This window comes from Bacillota bacterium (assembly GCA_013177945.1).
Lineage (GTDB): Bacteria > Bacillota > DSM-12270 > Thermacetogeniales > Thermacetogeniaceae > Ch130.
The window spans coordinates 108,094-124,640 of the sequence record JABLXW010000004.1 but is presented as its reverse complement, the minus strand read 5'-3'; the positions used below and the strand labels follow the sequence as shown (position 1 = coordinate 124,640).

The 16,547-nt window shown below is 61.0% G+C and carries 15 protein-coding genes; all 15 read left to right on the top strand.

All coding sequences use genetic code 11. From position 1 onward, the window contains the following. The first annotated feature begins 195 nt into the window (after positions 1–195). The 15 genes from HPY58_04005 to HPY58_03935 all read left to right on the top strand — a co-directional run bounded on the left by HPY58_04005 (position 196) and on the right by HPY58_03935 (position 16,506). Positions 196–828, top strand: a complete 633-nt coding sequence (locus HPY58_04005; protein ID NPV28817.1) for a 50S ribosomal protein L25/general stress protein Ctc — start codon at positions 196–198, stop codon at positions 826–828. Further along, positions 829–1,470 (top strand): aminoacyl-tRNA hydrolase, encoded by a 642-nt coding sequence (locus HPY58_04000; protein ID NPV28816.1) that lies wholly within the window; start codon positions 829–831, stop codon positions 1,468–1,470. Positions 1,471–1,567: 97 nt separating this feature from the next. Next, the gene (locus HPY58_03995; GenBank protein NPV28815.1) at positions 1,568–1,957 is read left to right on the top strand and encodes a phage holin family protein; all 390 of its coding nucleotides are present in this window, start codon (positions 1,568–1,570) and stop codon (positions 1,955–1,957) included. A 260-nt stretch (positions 1,958–2,217) separates the two neighbouring features. Beyond that, a complete protein-coding gene (locus HPY58_03990) occupies positions 2,218–2,781 on the top strand; it encodes a nitroreductase family protein (GenBank protein NPV28814.1) in 564 nt (187 codons plus the stop codon). 277 nt (positions 2,782–3,058) lie between these two features. Next, on the top strand, positions 3,059–6,577 hold the full coding sequence (gene mfd / locus HPY58_03985) for a transcription-repair coupling factor (GenBank protein NPV28813.1): 3,519 nt from the start codon (positions 3,059–3,061) through the stop codon (positions 6,575–6,577). A 107-nt stretch (positions 6,578–6,684) separates the two neighbouring features. Then, positions 6,685–7,650, top strand: coding sequence for a hypothetical protein (locus tag HPY58_03980; protein NPV28812.1), 966 nt, complete (start codon positions 6,685–6,687; stop codon positions 7,648–7,650). A gap of 116 nt (positions 7,651–7,766) precedes the next feature. Beyond that, the gene (spoVT, locus tag HPY58_03975; GenBank protein ID NPV28811.1) at positions 7,767–8,330 is read left to right on the top strand and encodes a stage V sporulation protein T; all 564 of its coding nucleotides are present in this window, start codon (positions 7,767–7,769) and stop codon (positions 8,328–8,330) included. A 167-nt stretch (positions 8,331–8,497) separates the two neighbouring features. Then, entirely contained in the window at positions 8,498–10,045 is a 1,548-nt protein-coding gene (locus tag HPY58_03970; GenBank protein ID NPV28810.1) for a polysaccharide biosynthesis protein, read from the top strand. A gap of 130 nt (positions 10,046–10,175) precedes the next feature. Then, positions 10,176–11,639 carry a nucleoside triphosphate pyrophosphohydrolase gene (gene mazG / locus HPY58_03965; GenBank protein ID NPV28809.1) on the top strand — a complete coding sequence of 488 codons (1,464 nt, stop codon included), beginning with the start codon at positions 10,176–10,178 and terminating at the stop codon, positions 11,637–11,639. A 108-nt stretch (positions 11,640–11,747) separates the two neighbouring features. Next, positions 11,748–12,023: an HU family DNA-binding protein gene (locus HPY58_03960; GenBank protein NPV28808.1), complete on the top strand. Its 276-nt coding sequence runs from the start codon at positions 11,748–11,750 to the stop codon at positions 12,021–12,023. Positions 12,024–12,176: 153 nt separating this feature from the next. Further along, on the top strand, positions 12,177–12,458 hold the full coding sequence (locus HPY58_03955; protein ID NPV28807.1) for an RNA-binding S4 domain-containing protein: 282 nt from the start codon (positions 12,177–12,179) through the stop codon (positions 12,456–12,458). Between the two features lie 77 nt (positions 12,459–12,535). Further along, entirely contained in the window at positions 12,536–13,513 is a 978-nt protein-coding gene (locus HPY58_03950; protein ID NPV28806.1) for a SpoIID/LytB domain-containing protein, read from the top strand. Positions 13,514–13,765: 252 nt separating this feature from the next. After that, positions 13,766–14,566, top strand: coding sequence for an S-layer homology domain-containing protein (locus HPY58_03945; protein ID NPV28805.1), 801 nt, complete (start codon positions 13,766–13,768; stop codon positions 14,564–14,566). Positions 14,567–14,621: 55 nt separating this feature from the next. Continuing rightward, on the top strand, positions 14,622–15,659 hold the full coding sequence (locus HPY58_03940; GenBank protein NPV28804.1) for an LCP family protein: 1,038 nt from the start codon (positions 14,622–14,624) through the stop codon (positions 15,657–15,659). A 25-nt stretch (positions 15,660–15,684) separates the two neighbouring features. After that, a complete protein-coding gene (locus HPY58_03935; GenBank protein NPV28803.1) occupies positions 15,685–16,506 on the top strand; it encodes a WecB/TagA/CpsF family glycosyltransferase in 822 nt (273 codons plus the stop codon). The last annotated feature ends 41 nt before the right edge of the window (positions 16,507–16,547 follow it).

Genomic DNA, 16,547 nt, shown 5'->3' with positions numbered 1-16,547 from the left:
CCTGGTTTCCTTGAGATCGTTGATCCTGCCTGAAGAGTCCAGAAAAAGCTTTGTTTAAAGTATATTGGCCCGCGCCTGCAGGTATGCCTGCACCAACCCGGGCCGGAAGCTTGATTTTTACCCGAAAGTAACGCTAAACTAGTAAGAGGTTCTGACCGCCTTTGTGGAACCACTTGAGGAAAAGGGGGTTTAGAGATGGAAAGCATCACCCTGCACGCCCGGCCGCGGGCGCGCGGAACCAAGGGAAGCCTGAAAAAGCTGCGCCGCGAGAGGATGCTGCCGGGGGTTGTCTACGGAAAGGAGGCGGGAAACCTTCTCGTTCAGGTGCCCACCCAGGCCCTGGCCAACATCCTCGCCACCCACAGCATCGGGGGCACTTTGATTAACCTTGAGATTTCTGATGGGGAGGCCCCGAAATCCTACCTCGTGATGATCCGGGAGGTCCAGCGGGAACCCCTGCGCCAGGAACTGCTGCATGTGGACTTTTACCAGGTTTCGCTGACAGAGGAAATCGAAACAGAAATCCCCGTCCACCTGGTAGGGGAGGCGCCGGGAGTCAAAGAAGGGGGCGTGCTTCAGCACATGCTCCGGGAGGTTACGGTCTCTTGCCTGCCGACCCAGCTGCCCGAGCGGATTGATGCCGATATCAGCGGCCTGGGCATCGGAGACCAGTTGACCGTGGCAGACCTTCAGGTGCCGCCCGGCGTTAAAATTGTGGATGATCCGGAGAGCATCATCGTCCTTGTGGTGCCGCCTGTCCTTGAGGTTTCTGAAGAGGAGGAGGCGGCCGGGGAGGCCGGGGCTGCTCCAGAGCCCGGAGAAGGATAGATGCCTGATCTCTTCCGGAGCCTCTTTTTCCGCCCGGTTCGGGAAAGTGCGCGGGAAAAGAGAATTGTCTGCGGATTGGGGAACCCCGGCCCCCGCTATACAGGGACGCGCCACAATGTGGGGTATGAAGTGGTGGCGCGGCTGGCAAAGGCTTGCCAGGGCGGCTGGCGGGTTTACCGCGACCTGGCACGCCTCTCTTCCCTGGAGATCGAAGGTGTGCCCGTCCTGCTGGTTCAGCCTTTGACCTTTATGAATCTGAGCGGGCGCGCCCTCCGGCCCCTGATGCAGGAATGGGGGCTTGCGCCCGGGGCGCTGCTGGTTGTTTACGACGACCTTGATCTGCCTTTCGGGGCCCTGCGCCTCCGGCCGCGGGGGGGCGCCGGGGGCCACCGGGGCGTCCAGTCGATCATCGACCACCTGGAAACCCAGGAGTTCCCGCGGCTCCGCATCGGGATCGGCCGCCCTTCTTCGGGGGAGGATGAGGCGGCATATGTCCTGAGTCCTTTTACGAAGGAAGAGCGGAATCTGCTGGAAGAGGTTCTCGGCCAGGCTGCGGCCGCGGTCCGGGTCTGGGCGACGGAGGGAATTGAAGCCGCCATGAACCGCTTCAACAGGCGCCGCGGCAGAACCTTTTTTGCATGAATTCTCCTCTTTCTGGTTAAACTAAGATTGCTCACCGCCTTATTCTTTAATTTTTTTCGAAGGCGGGGGGCAACTGGCACCTGAAGGAGGTGAAATCATGGCAGAAGAGGGAGGAAACCGCGGGAACGCCGGTGGCTGGTCCCGGGTTGTGGGTGAAGGCTGGCTCGCCCACATCATCAGATTCATCGTGGCGGCAATAGTGCTCATGGTGGTAAGCTACATTACGCCCGGTTTTACGCGGCTCAGCTTCTGGTACGCCCTGCTGGCTGCGGTTTTGATTGCCGTCATCGGCTACGGCCTCGAGGCCATCTTCGGGCGCAACATCTCTCCTTACGCGCGGGGCGGCGTCGGCTTTCTCGTCTCTGCGGTAATCTTTTACCTGATCCAGTTCGTCATCCCTGGGATGCGGGTTACGGTCATCGGGGCCTTGATTGCCGCAGCGATCGTCGGTATCATCGATATGTTTGTGCCCACAGGGCTCCGCTGAAGCCGGCCCTGCCCAAGCCTTCCGGCACTGCTTTCTGGCAGCTCAGGGAACCCCGCTGGAAAAGCGGGGTTCGTAATTTTTACACCGGCGTTTTCGCAAGACGGCCTTTAAGCCTGTTTGGCCCGCAAGGCTCGCGGAGCGGGCGGGAGCCAGAACAGGGAGAGCAAAAAGGCGGGGATGCTTAGGCTTCCCCCTGTTTTCTTGCGTTAGAATTTTGGTAAAATTGACATGAACCTGACTTTATTCCGGAGGTGGAGCTGGTGGATTTTTACGAGGCAGTTTACCGGCGGCGTTCGGTCAGGAAATACAAACCAGATCCGGTCCCGCGCGAGGTGGTGATGCGGATCCTGGGTGCTGCCAACTGGGCACCCTCGGGAATTAATCTGCAGCAGTGGGAGTTCCTTGTGGTAGGAGGAGAGAAGCTGAAGGCTCTCGGGGAAAGCTACGCGCGGGTGGTGGAGAAAATCCCGGGCGACCCTGAGAGAAAAGAGCAGATGCTCCAGTTTGCCAGAAACTACGGGGGAGCACCTCTGGCGGTTGTGGCCTTGGCGCCGGCCGCAGAAGATCCTTTCCAGCGCAAGATGCACCTGGAGAGCGTTTGCGCGGCCTTTGAAAACCTGCTCCTCGCGGCCTGCGCCGAGGGGCTGGGCACCTGCTGGATGCTGGCTCCCCTGCTTGAGGAATCGGCAGTCAGACAGATCCTGAATATTCCCGGAGAAAAGGAAATTGTGGCGATTACCCCCCTCGGCTACCCTGAGGTAGTGCCCCCTGCGCCGCCAAGGCAAGACCCCGATTTGAAGCAGAAAGTCACCTGGCTAGAGTAAGTTTGCTTTTCCCGGCAGCGACGGGGTGGCCGTTCTCTTTGGCTTCGGGTGCGACACCTTCTTGTTCCCGCGCCTCGGGAAGGAAGGGGGGCGGTGCTTAGGGAGTTGTGGTTATAGGGTGTTTGCGGGGGCGGGTATATTCTTAGGGGAAATGGTGATATAATGTTTTAAGATGCTTAAAACTCTGGAAAATGAAGGGCCTGACAGGGGGGTTTTGGGAAGACCTGCCTTTTTTGGTGTGGCCCGAAGAGAACGGTCTGGACAGAGGAGAGGCGCGATGCAAAATCTGCTTAGGCAGACACCGGAATTTAAGGAAATTCTTGCAGCCCTTGAACAGGGGAGGCTCCCTCTCCTTCTTGCGGGGGGGCGGGGCGCCTTTAATCCTTTAATAAGCGCGGCCCTCCTGGCTGAAGGGAGGGTGCAGGGCGCCCTCCTGGTGGTCGTTCCCTCTCCTCAGCAGGTAAGCGCCTGGCAGGTGGATCTGGAAAACCTCCTCCCCGACCGGGAGGTGCTGGTTTTCGATCCGGCGGAGGCGCTTCCCTTCGAAGTGATGGCCGCAAGCCGCGAACCTGCTGCAGGCCGGCTCCGGGTCCTGGCCGCCCTGCGTGCGAAGGGGAAGCCGCCGGTTGTTATTGCCCCCGCCGAGGCCCTTATGCCGAGGCTGGTCCCCCCTCTCGTCTGGGAACAGGCGGCCGTTTCCCTGAGGGTTGGGGCCGTATCTGACCTCACTTCCCTGGTTCGCGCCCTGAGCCGGGCCGGCTATGAAAGGGTCGAACTGGCCGGAGGGCCGGGCCAGTTTGCCCTGAGGGGAAACATCCTGGACATCTATCCCTTTCAGGGAACACCGGTGCGCCTGGAGTTCTGGGGGGATGAGGTTGTTTCTCTCAAAACGCTGGACCCGGAAAGCCAGCGCTCCCGCAAACCCCTTCCGGAGGTGACCATCTGGCCGGCGCGGGAGTTTATTTACGACTCCGGACGTGTCGAAGCTGCCGCCGCCCGGATCAAAGCCGCCCACAAGGCGAGGCGCGAGCAGCTGAAGGGAAGCAGGAGCGCTTTGATCCGGCTCGACCAGCGCCTCAACCGTTTTTTAGAGATGGCCGTCGAGGGGCGGGGGTCTCTGAACCTCATTCAACCCTATTTTTATCCCGAGCAGGCTTCTCTTTTTCAGTACCTTCCGCCCGGATCCCTGGTGGTTATGGAGGAGCCGGGGCGGATTCTGGAAGAGTGCAGCGCCCGCACCGCCCTCCTGGAGTCGGACTACCGCCGTTTCTTCCAGGAAGGGCTTACCTTTACCCCCTGGCAGGAGTATTACCTGAGCGGGGAAGACCTCTTCCGGGAGTCCCGGGCATTTCCGGTCCTTGCCTTTACCCAGCTCCTTTCCCGCCCCGGGCCGCTCGAGCCAGAGGCGGTTTTTACTTTTTCCGTCAAGGAAATGCAGCCCTTCTTTTCCAGGCCCGACCTTCTGGTGCCGGAGGTCAGGGGGTGGCTGCGGGGAGGCGCTGCCGTTCTTCTGCTGCTCCCCTCGGAGGGATGCCTCCGCCAGCTGGAGCGTGACCTCCGGGACCATGAGCTGGCCCCTCTTGTGGAGCCTGCCTGGCGGGACCGCCTGGAGCAGGGCCGCCTTTCCGCGGGCATCGGGAATTTGAGCCGGGGCTTCGAGCTGCCGGGGCGGCTTGCGGTGGTGACCGCCGGGGAACTCTACGGGCGGAGGGTGAAGAGGAGGAGGCCTGCCAGGGCAGCCGGTGAGGGGTTGAGTGTTCTGGCCGAGCTTGCCCCGGGGGATTACGTTGTGCACCTCCACCACGGGATCGGCAGGTATCTGGGGATCAGGGAGATGGAGGTGGAGGGGAGGAAAAAGGACTATTTAGAGATTGTTTACGCCGGGGAAGACCGCCTTTACCTCCCCGTGGAGCAGGCGAATCTGGTCCAGAAGTACGCCGGCCCCGAGGGGCACCTTCCCCGCCTTTCCCGCCTGGGAGGGGGGGACTGGGCGCGCCTCAAGCAGCGGGTCAAGAAGCGCGTCCGGGAGCTCGCCCGCGACCTGCTCGCCCTTTATGCCCGGCGGATGGCGACGCCCGGCTACGCCTTTTCTCCCGATACGGTGTGGCAGCAGGAATTTGAGGCAGCCTTCCCCTATGAGGAAACCCCCGACCAGAAGCGGGCGATCGCCGAAGTGAAGGCCGATATGGAAAAGCCCCGGCCGATGGACCGCCTGGTTTGCGGGGACGTGGGCTTCGGAAAGACCGAGGTGGCGATCAGGGCCGCCTTTAAGGCCGTTCAGGAGGGAAAGCAGGTGGCGGTGCTGGTTCCAACCACCGTGCTTGCCCAGCAGCACTATCATACCTTCAAGGAGCGCTTTGAGCGCTACCCCATCCGGGTGGAGGTCCTCAGCAGGTTCCGCTCTCCCGGGGAGCAAAAAGCTATTGTGCGGGACCTGGCACAGGGGTTGATTGATGTGATCATCGGCACCCACAGGCTTCTTTCAGATGATGTCAGGTTTAAGGATCTCGGCCTTCTGGTCATCGACGAGGAGCAGCGCTTTGGCGTCACCCACAAGGAAAAAATCAAGATGCTCCGGGCGAATGTGGATGTTCTAACCCTTACGGCGACCCCCATTCCCCGCACCCTGCACATGTCTTTGAGCGGGGTCCGGGACCTGAGTATGATCGAGACGCCCCCGGAGGACCGGCTTCCGGTTCAGACCTACGTCCTGGAGTACGACCCGGAGGTGATCCGGGACGCCATCAGGCGGGAGATCCAGCGGGGCGGCCAGGTTTTTTACGTGCACAACCGGGTGCAGACCATTGAGAGGTGCGCCGCCTTTCTGCGGGGCCTGGTCCCCGAGGCCTCCTTCCGGATTGCCCACGGCCAGATGAAGGAGGACGACCTCGAGCAGGTGATGTGGGACTTCCTCAACCGGGAGTTCGACTGCCTGATCTGCACCACCATCATCGAAAACGGCCTCGACCTCCCCAACGTAAATACACTGATCGTGGAGCGGGCCGACCAGCTTGGCCTTGCTCAGCTCTACCAGCTGCGGGGGCGGGTCGGGCGTTCCCACCGCCTTGCTTATGCCTATTTCACCTATCCCAGGGACATGGTGATTACCGAGCAGGCGGAAAAGCGCCTCCGCGCCCTCCAGGAGTTCACAGAGTTCGGGTCCGGTTTTAAACTGGCTTTAAGAGATCTGGAGATCCGGGGAGCGGGAAACCTTCTGGGGCCCGAACAGCATGGCCACATGGCCGCAGTTGGTTTCGATCTCTACCAGCAGCTTCTGGGGGAGGCGGTCCGCGAGCTTAAGGGGGAAAAGGAGCCGGAGCCGCAGGTCGCCCCGGCGCCTGTCTGGGAAATCCACGTGGATTCTTACCTCCCGGATGCTTACATCCGGGACGCCCGGCAGAAGATCGAGATTTACCGGCGGCTTGCCCTGGCCGATAATTTAAAAGCAATCCACGAACTGGCAGAAGAGGTGCGCGACCGCTTCGGGCCCCTGCCGGAACCGGCTGTTTCTCTTTTCACGCTTGCCCGGCTCCGGGTGCGCGCCCGGGAACTGGGGATCAGGGAGGTCCAGGTCACGGATCACACCCTGGTTGTGCGGTTTGGACCCGGAGTGGCGCCAAAAAGGGAAGAACTCACCCGCTGGAGCGCGGTTTTCGGAGACCGGCTGAGCTTCTCCGCAGTAGGTGAGCTGGAGGCGCGGATTTTCACCCGCGGGCTTTCCTCCCGGCAGCTCCTGGTGATGCTCAGCCGCGTGCTTCTCCCGCGGGAGGTGGGGGCCGGGGCGGGGGCTGGCTGAATTTGCAGGGATTGGGGAAGAGGAAGGCGAAACTTTACCTGAAGGAATTGTGAGCGGGCCGGCCCGGGAGGCAGGGCCGCCCCGGGCGCGAAAGGGGGATGTTGGATTTGAAACCGGCAAGGCGTATCGTGCTGCTCCAGCTGCTCCTTCTCCTCTTCTTGCTGGCGCTGGGTGGCGTCTGGTTCTGGTGGTCGGAGCGGGGGGATTGGGTGCTGCGGGTGAACGGGACGAAGATTTCCCGCGCGGCATGGGAAGAGGAGACCGCCCGTACCGAGGAGTTTCTTGCCAGGGTTTACGGGCTCAATTTGCAGGGACCGGAGGCGAAGCACCTGCGGGAGCAGGTGAAGCAGGAAACCCTCCAGCGCCTGGTGGACCGGGTTCTGCTCTACCAGGCGGCGGTCCGGACCGGGATTGAAGTGGCCGCGGCGGAGGTGGACGCCCGCCTTGCCGCAGATGAAAAGCGGAGCGGGGGCCCCCGGGAGTTCCGGCGGATTTTGAACACGCGGGGGCTGACCCGGGAGGAATACCGCAGGCAGCTTTACGAAATGATCGCGATCGAAAAGCTGTGGAAGCAATTAACCCGGAGCGTAACGGTAGAAGAGGAAGAAATCAGGCAGGCCTACCGCGCCCGGCAGGAAAGTCTGGGAGCCCCGGAACAGGTCAGGGTCGGCCATATTCTCGTGAAAACAGAGGCAGCGGCCCTCGAGATCATCCGCGCCCTGGACCGGGGGGCGGATTTCAGGGAGCTTGCCGTGCAGTTCTCCCTGGATCCTGCCGCTTCTCAGAACAGGGGGGACCTCGGGTACATTACGCGGGACGATCCCCGCCTCCCGGAAAAACTCCGGGAGGCGGCCTTCCGGATTCCGGCGGGGAGCTACAGCCGGAAGCCGGTCCAGACCGAGCTGGGCTACCATGTTCTTTTCGTCTTCGAAAAAAAGGCTGCCGTTCAGGCCGGGTACGGGGAGGTGCGGGAGGCCCTCCGGCAGGAACTCCTTGCCCGCAAAAGGAATGAGGTTTTTCTTGCCTTCCTGGAAGGGCTTCGCAAAAACAGCCGGATTATGCACCACCTCTAGCGTTTAAATTTTGACCGGAGCATGGAAAAAAATGAATAAGTCCCCCATTCTCGTTATATACTATTCGTGAGGACACTGCTCAACCTTATCTTGGAATGAAGGGGGGATAAAAGCACTTGAAAGCAACAGGTATTGTTCGTCGCATTGATGATCTAGGCCGCGTGGTAATACCCAAAGAGATCCGCCGGACCCTACGGATTCGGGAGGGTGATCCCCTCGAAATCTTTGTAGACCGGGAAGGAGAGGTTATCCTTAAAAAGTATTCACCAATTGGGGAATTAGGGGATTTTGCAAAGGAATACGCAGACTCTCTGCACGAGGCGATTGGCCACATTGCTTGCATCGCCGACAGGGACAACATTATTGCCGTAGCAGGCGCCCCAAAGAAGGAGTTCCTTAACAAGCCCATTGGTCCTGCGGTCGAACGGGTGATGGAGGAGCGCAAGCCTGTCCTCATTGAAAAGGCCGGAGAACACCCCTTTTGCAAAGGTTGCCTGACCGATGAAGAAGAGGAACGGTGTAAATTTTCCAGCGAGGTGATCGCTCCGATTATTGCCGAGGGAGACCCGATCGGGGCCGTGATTATTTGCTCCAAAGAGCCCAACGTCCGGATGGGTGAGCTGGAACTCAAACTTGCCGAAACGGCAGCGGGTTTCCTCGCGAAGCAGATGGAGCAATAGAACCGGGCCCGGGCTGTTGCTTGATCCTCAAAACAAGCTGTTGCCTCCCCTTCAGGGAGGAGAAAGGGTGGCGTTATCAGCCGCCTTTAATTTTTTAGTATGGTCTAACAGGCGGCCCCCCATCGTAAGCATTAATTAAAAGAAATAAGGAAACGGGAGGAGAACTGGTGAAGCCGGATTCTTTTTTACGCGGTGCTTTCATCCTGACGGCTGCAGGATTGCTTGTTAAAGTGCTGGGCGCCCTTTACCGGATTCCCTTTACCCGTTTGGTGGGGAGCGAGGGGGTGGGGCTGTACCAGATGGCTTACCCCATTTACGCCACTCTGCTTGCCCTTTCCACCTCCGGGCTTCCCGTCGCCATTTCGCTTCTGGTGGCGGAAAAAGGGGCCCTGGGGGACCGCCAGGGGGCGTGCCAGACCTTTTTTTTATCTCTTATGGTTTTGTTTGTTCTGGGGCTGCTCCTCTCTCTCGGCCTTTTTGAACTCGCACCGTACCTCGCGACGGAGGTCTTGGGGGATGTCAGGGCCTATTACGCGCTGATCGCGGTGGCTCCCGCCGTTCTGGTGATTTCGGTGGTTTCCGCCTTCCGGGGCTACTTTCAGGGCTGGCAGCTGATGTGGCCGACCGCCCTTTCCCAGTTTGTGGAGCAGCTGGTCCGGGTGGGCACGATCTTCTGGGCGGCTCTGGCGCTTCTCCCGCGGGGGGTTGAGTTCGCGGCCGCCGGGGCAGCCTTTGGAGCCTTTTCCGGCGGTTTCGGGAGCCTGCTGGTTTTATTTGGCATTTTTCTCTGGTTCGAAAAAACCGCGCCGGTGAACGCGAAGCCGCGGCGGGTGGGCCCCGCGCTTTCGGGAGGCGCGGGGCACCTGCTCAAGCGCCTCTTTGCCTACGCCTTTCCGGTTTCCGCAGGCTCTCTGGTGATGCCCCTCGTGCAGACGATAGATGCCGTGATGATTCCCAACCGCCTGCGGGCGGCGGGTTACGCCGCCCGCGAGGCCACCTCCCTTTTTGGAGAACTCTCCGGGATGGCCGGCACGCTGGTCTACCTTCCCGCAGTTTTTACCGTTTCCCTCGCCAGCAGCCTTGTTCCCAACGTGGCGGCGGCCCTGGCGCGGGGGGACAGGAAGGAAATCAGGAGGCAGGTGGCAACTGCCCTCCGGATTACGGTCATATTCTGCCTCCCCGCTGCGGTCGGGCTCGGGGTCCTCGCCGCTCCGATTACGGCTCTCCTCTTCGGCGATCCGGGTGCCGGGCCGGTTACCGCCTGGCTCGCACCGGCCGCTTTTTTTTCAGGCCTCCAGCAGACAACCTCGGGGGCGCTTCAGGGCCTCGGATTCACCTGGCTTCCGATGGTTAACCTCATGGTCGGGTGCGGGGTGAAGATCCTCTGCAATTATTATTTGACCGTGCTGCCGGGCCTGGGGATTAAAGGAGCGGCTCTGGGGAGCATTTTCGGGTTTTTTACCGCCTCTCTGCTCAATCACCTTTCCTTGCGGCACCTTATAAAATACGAAGAGCCGATGTTTTTCTTGCTCCGCCCCCTGCTGGCTGCTACAATAATGGGTGCAGGGCTCCCCGGTTTTTACAGCTTTCTGAGCCCGGCGGGAGATCTGGTTGCAACCTGCGGCGCCGTACTCGCCGGCGGGGCGACCTATTTCGCAGTTCTTCTGGGGACCGGTGAACTCAGGCTATCTGAGGTGCGCCGGATCTTCCGCTAGGGAAGAAAAGGGGACAGGCTGCTTTTGCCAGAGACTGATTCAGGCGGAAGAAGGAGAAAACGTGTTCGAACAAGCTGGAAAAGCTGCTGCCGGAGAAATCTACGTGGTGGGATTGGGGCCGGGTGATCCCATGCAGCTGCCCCCGCTCAACCTCAGCCTGATGCAGGCAGGCCGGAAGGTCTACCTGCGCACCCGGTGTCACCCCGTTGTCCCCTTTTTAGAAAAAGAGGGTGTGAAGCTCCTGCCGCTCGACGATTTTTATGAAAAGGCAAGATCCTTTGAAGAAGTCTACCGGAAAATGGCGGATTTCCTCATCAAGACGGCGCGGGAAAATGACACCCCCGTTGTTTTTGGGGTTCCGGGCCACCCCCTGGTGGGGGAGACCGTTGTCAGGCATCTCCTGGAGGCGGGCCCGCGGGAGAAGGTGCGGGTGCGCACCTTTTCTGCCCCGAGTTTTCTTGAGGTGGTTTGCGAAGTTCTCGGGCTCGACCCCGCGGAGGGCCTGCTGATTGTGGACGCCTTTGAGTTGTGCCGTTTCTCTCCGGCGGCCTCCCCTTTCTCCGTTCCCGGCGGGACGGGGGTTCTTGTGGTCCAGGTTTACAACCAGGTTCTTGCCTCAGAGGTCAAGCTCACCCTGATGGAGCATTTTCCCGACGACCACCCCGTCACCCTCGTCCGGGCGGCGGGGGTGCGGGGGGAGGAAAGGATCAAAGAAATCCCCCTTTACCAGCTGGACCGCGAGCAGGAGCTGGACCACCTGACCACCCTTTACCTCCCGCCCTTTGACCCGAAGGATGAGCCGGCGCCGCGCTACATCCTGGATCCCCTGGTGGAGGTGATGAACCGGCTGCTGGGCCCCGGGGGGTGCCCCTGGGATCGCCAGCAGACCCACGAAACCCTGAAAAATTACCTGATCGAAGAGGCTTACGAGGTCATCGATGCCATCGAAGAAGGAAACACGCATAAACTCTGCGAGGAGTTGGGAGACTTATTACTGCAGGTCGTCTTCCATGCCGCCCTTGCGGCAAGGGAGCAAAAATTCACCATAAATCAGGTGATCGCAGGGATTACCGAGAAATTGAAGCGCCGCCATCCCCATGTTTTCGGGGCGAGAGAGGTTGAGAGTGCAGCCGAAGTCCTGGTGAACTGGGAGGCCATCAAACAGGAAGAAAGGGGGAGGGGAGCAGGGGCGGGAGCGCGGTCGCTGCTGGGGGAAATCCCCCGCCATCTTCCCGCCCTGCAGCGCGCCCAAAAGGTGCAGGGGAAAGCCGCTCTGGTCGGTTTCGACTGGCCCGATGCCCGGGGCGCGGCAGCCAAGCTTGAGGAGGAATGGGAGGAGTTCCGTGCGGCCTGGGCGCGGGGGGACCGGGAGGCGCTTCAGGCGGAGGTCGGCGACTTCTTTTTTGCTGCCGTGAACGTTGCCCGGCTCCTCCAGGTCAACGCCGAGGAGGCCTTGCGCCTGGCTGTAGACAGGTTTGTCAGGAGATTTCAGTACATGGAGGAAAGGGCCCGGGCGCAGGGGTTGAAGCTGCAGGACCTTTCCCTCCTGGAGCTCGATGCTCTCTGGGACGAGGCAAAGGCCCGGGGGCATTAACCTTTCCGGAAAATTTTCAAAGATCAGTCCCAGGCAGCAGGAGTTTCAAGGATCCTGGCGAATATGGACTTCCAAAAGGCAAAAAATTAAGAAAAAGGAGGGTTTTTTTTGAACAAGGCCGAACTGATCAGCAGCGTCGCGGACAAGTCGGAAATGAGCAAGAAGGATGCCGAAAAGGCGGTGAACGCGGTTTTTGCCACCATTGAAGAGGCGCTTTCCCGGGGGGAAAAGGTTCAGCTTGTTGGCTTTGGCACCTTTGAGGTTCGCAACAGGGCGGCAAGGACGGGCCGCAACCCTCAGACGGGTGAAGAAATCCAGATCGCGGCTACAAAGGTGCCTGCCTTCCGGCCCGGCAAGGCGCTGAGGGATGCAATTTCTTCATAAAAGATTCAAACAAAAAATTCTCAACAAGGCAGCTGCAATTACCTGCGGAGCAAACTCCTTTTGTGATGAAGCAGGTAATGGTTTTGTTGCGTTTCACCGGAAAGGTCTGAGGACCTTTTTTCTTTTCTTAGGGGGAGGGATTCGGAGAAGGAAATGCGGCTTGATAAATTCCTGCAGGTGAGCCGCCTCCTCAAGCGGCGCACGTCCGCAAAGGAGGCCTGCCTCGCCGGACGTGTGCAGCTTAACGGGAGGGTGGCGAAGCCCGGCTCCGAAATCAAGGCCGGGGATGTGATCACCCTGACCTGGGGTAGAAAAATCACCCGCGTGGAGGTTCTGGTTGTTCCGGAGCGCAATGTTCCGGCAGCACAGGCCCGGTTCCTTTACAGGCTGCTGGGGGAGGAGCGCCTTCCCTGTCCCGGGGAAGAGAATGGCTGAAAAGTGGTATACAAGGATTCCCTCCTGTTTATAATAAGACCGCGAGGTTAGATGAAATTCCGGGAGGGAATATCGGGATGAAACAGACGAAGAGGGGTCATTTATTAACCTTCGCAGTTATTGCCGTACTGGCGCTTGCGGCGTTCTGGGGGGCGCTCCGGGGCGGGAGGCCGCCGGCGCGGCAGCCCCTGCCGGGAAGGCCGGGGCGCGAATTTCGCTACACCGAGCCCACAATTACCCTCTACGACAACAGGACGGGAGAAAAGAAGAAGATTAAGCTTGAAACGTACATTGCGGGGGTCGTGGCGGCCGAAATGGAGCCAACCTGGCCGCGGGAAGCCCTTGCCGCCCAGGCGATTCTTGCCCGCACCTTCACCCTGCATAAAATCAAATACGAAGGGGGTGTTCCCCAGCGCGGCGCGGACGCCTCCACCAGCGCCCAGGAGTTTCAGGCCTACGACCCCGCCCGGATCAACGAGAACGTCCGCAGGGCGGTTGAGATGACGCGGGGCATGGTAATCAAATACCGCGGCCGGTACGTGCGGGCATGGTTCCATTCCAATGCCGGGGGGCGCACCGCCACTGCCCCTGAAGGATTAAACTTTACCAAAGAGCCAACTCCTTACATTAAAAGCGTTCCCGATCCCGGCCAGCGGGTTGCTCCTCCTCCGGAGCGGAGCTGGACTGTTTCCCTTCCCCTGGGCCAGGTCCGGGAGAGGGTGCGGAGCCAGACCGGACGGGACCCGGGCGCGCTTGGGACCGCGGCGATTCTCAAGCGGGGACCCTCCGGACGGGCAGTCCAGATCAGATTGGGAAGCGTGACCATCAGCGGCCCCGCCCTGCGCCTTGCTTTGGGGCCGGAGGTGATGCGCTCAACGCTGCTCGACCGCCTGGAGGTGCGAGATCAGACGCTGGTGATCTCGGGCCGCGGGCGCGGGCATGGGGTAGGCATGAGCCAGTGGGGAGCTTACTACTTCGCAAAACAGGGGAAGTCCCCGGCCGAGATCATCCGCTATTATTACCGGGGCGTGACCCTCGAAAAGATCTGGCGCTGAACCCGCGCCTTCTGTTGTTTCTTAATTCGGGAGAAAAAAGCCAGGCCAGCGCGCGGCGCCGCCAGGCGGCCCGAGTTTATTCGACAAAGGGCCCTGGCCTTTTTTCTTTTTTGTTTCAGGAAGGAATTCAAAAAGGGGCTGCCGAAAGTAAAAATTAAAAGTGGAAAAGATTTAGGAAAATTGTCGCGATGGGTTTCCAGGGGGAAAAGTTTGATGGATAATATAAGAAGATCATTATGTTTTTTAGTTTCAATGGCAGCGGTTTTCCTCTGCACCTCCGTCTTCTGGGGGGCGCCCCGCACCGGCCAGGTTCTGGCGCAGGTCCTGGAACCAGGGGCCGGGCAGGGGGCAGTGGTGGCGCCGGGAAGCGGGGAGCCCGGTTCGGCCTCCGATCCGGTCCTGACGCGGAGTTCGCTGCTGCGGCACCTGGAGGGCCTTTTCGAAGAGCCGCGCCGGAAATTGAGCGCACTGGAGAGGCGCCTTGCCCTGGTCGAACAGGGAATCCGGGCGGTGCAGGAAAGTTTTGCCGCATCCTTTCCGGATCTGCGGGGCCATTGGGCGGAGCGGGCCGTGATTGCCCTGCGGGCGCGGGGAATCATCGGCGGCTACCCTGACGGCAGGTTTTATCCCGAGCGGCCGGTCGCGCGGGCGGAGCTGGCCGTGATGCTGGCCAGGGCGAAAAATCTTTCCCCGCGGCCTGGCGAGGCGGTTTTTTCCGATCTTGGACCGGGCCACTGGGCGGCGGGGGCGATAGGGGCGGCGCGGGCCGCAGGATACCTGCAGGGGTATCCGGACGGAACCTTTCGTCCCGAAAAAGGGGTGACCCGTGCCGAAGCGGCGGTTGTTCTGAACAGGGCCTTCAGTCCCCGGGCAGGGAGCGGGGGTTCCGGTGTTTTTCGGGACCTGAAGGGGCACTGGGCTGCCGGCGATGTGGCAGAACTGGCCGCAGCCGGAATCCTCGGTGGTTATCCCGACGGCACCTTCCGCCCCCAGCGCGCCATGACCAGGGCGGAACTGGCGGTGGCGCTGGCGCGGGTGCTGGCGCTGGAGTAAGAGGCGAGGGTCGATAGGGAGGAGGCCCTCGCAGGGAGAGGGTTGGTGATGCCGGTTGGATTTTGAGTTTAGCGACTGGGAGGAAACGAGAGACTGGGGCCTGGTCGAACCCACAAGGCTGCGGGGATTGGGGAGCGCGAAGAAAAAACGGGGCAAAAAGCTGCGGCGCGCCGGGTGGTCGCTGTTCCTGGTCCTGTTTTTCCTTGCCCTGCTGCTGGCAGGATACTTGCTGGCGGGGGGCCGCATTCCCTTTTCCAGGACGGGAACCATCACGCCGCCGGCTGCTGCTGCCGAGCGTGTGGTTCCGGTGCTTCTCCTGGGGGTCGACCAGCGGGAGCCCCAGGAACCCTCCCGCGCTGATACCATTATTGTGGCTTTCCTGGACCGGAAGGAAAAGAAGGTGCGGCTGCTGTCGGTTCCCCGGGACACTTACACCTATGTGCCGGGGCGCCTTCACAAGGACAAGATCAATGTTTCCCACGCCCTGGGAGGGCCCGAAGCAACAGCCCGGGCGGTGAGCGATCTGCTTGGAATCGATGTGAAGTACTACATCGAGACCAATTTTGAGGGGTTCCGGAAGATTGTGGACACCCTGGGCGGCGTAACCATTGAGGTCCAGCAGCGGATGTACTACCCTGAGGAGGGGATCAACCTCTACCCGGGCGTGCAGCGGCTCAACGGCTCTGATGCCCTCGCCTTCGTCCGGTACCGGAACTACCCGCTGGGGGATATCGACCGGATCAAGCAGCAGCAGCGCTTCTTTTCGGCCCTTGCCGATGAAGCCCTGCAGTGGCGAAACCTCTGGCGGATCCCGGAGCTGGTGAGCATTCTCTCGGATGAGGTGAAGACGAACCTGGGTGTTTCCCAGATGATCGAACTCGCCAGGTTGTTCTATAAAATTGACAGCTCGGGGGTGGAAGGCTGCATTTTGCCCGGGCACCCGGAGACCATCAACGGCGGCAGCTACTGGGTGCCCAAACTGGAGGAGATTCCTGATCTTGTGCGCGCCCTCCACGAAGGCTTCTCTCCCGAGGCCGGAACACCCGGTGAGGATGCCCCCGCTCCGGCCTCCGCCGGTGCCGGGCAGGTTTGAAGGAGGGCCGGGCAGTCGGGAAAAGATGGCAGGAGCAGTGCTACCTGAGAAGAAAAGGGTTTTGGGGGTGGGCATCCACCCTTTAACTTTAGCGGAAGCTGCATCCGTGATTCGGGGCTGGATCCGGGAGCAGTATCTGTGGGGGGAGCTCACGGGCAGCGATTTTTTTCCTCCCGCCGCAACGCGCCAGGTCGTTACCCTGAACGCTGAGATGCTTTACAGGGCGCAGCACGACGCCTCCTTCCGGGACCTTGTCAATCAGGCGGATCTGGTGGTGCCGGACGGCCACGGAGTGATCTGGGCGGGGCGCCGGCTTGGCTGCCCCTTTCCGGAGCGCGTCACCGGGATTGATTTGATCCATGCCCTTGCCGCCCACGCGGCGCGGGAGAAGTGGCGTGTTTTTTTGCTCGGGGCGGCGCCCGGGGTTGCCGAGGCTGCAGCGTTGAACCTGCGGCGGCAGTACCCCGGCCTGCGGGTGGCCGGGACGGAGCACGGTTATTTTCCCGAGGCCGAGATCCTGGCGGTAATCCGCAAGATCCGGGCAGCCCGGCCTGATTTGTTGCTGGTGGCGCTGGGTTCGCCGAAGCAGGAATTCTTTATCTGGGTGCACCGGCAGGAACTGGGAGCGCTGGTTGCCATCGGAGTCGGAGGCAGCTTTGATGTCCTGGCCGGGCGGCTGCGCCGGGCACCTCCCTTTTTCCGGCGGCTGCGGCTGGAGTGGTTTTACCGCATTTTGCAGGAGCCTGCCCGCTGGCGGCGCGCCCTGGTTCTTCCCCGCTTTGTCTGGATGGTTCTCCGGGCGGCCTGCCGCGGCGCCCGGGAGGAAGCCTTCCGGCGCGGGGTGTAGGCTGTCCCGGTGCAGGCACCCTTTTGCAGGTTCATGTTGTA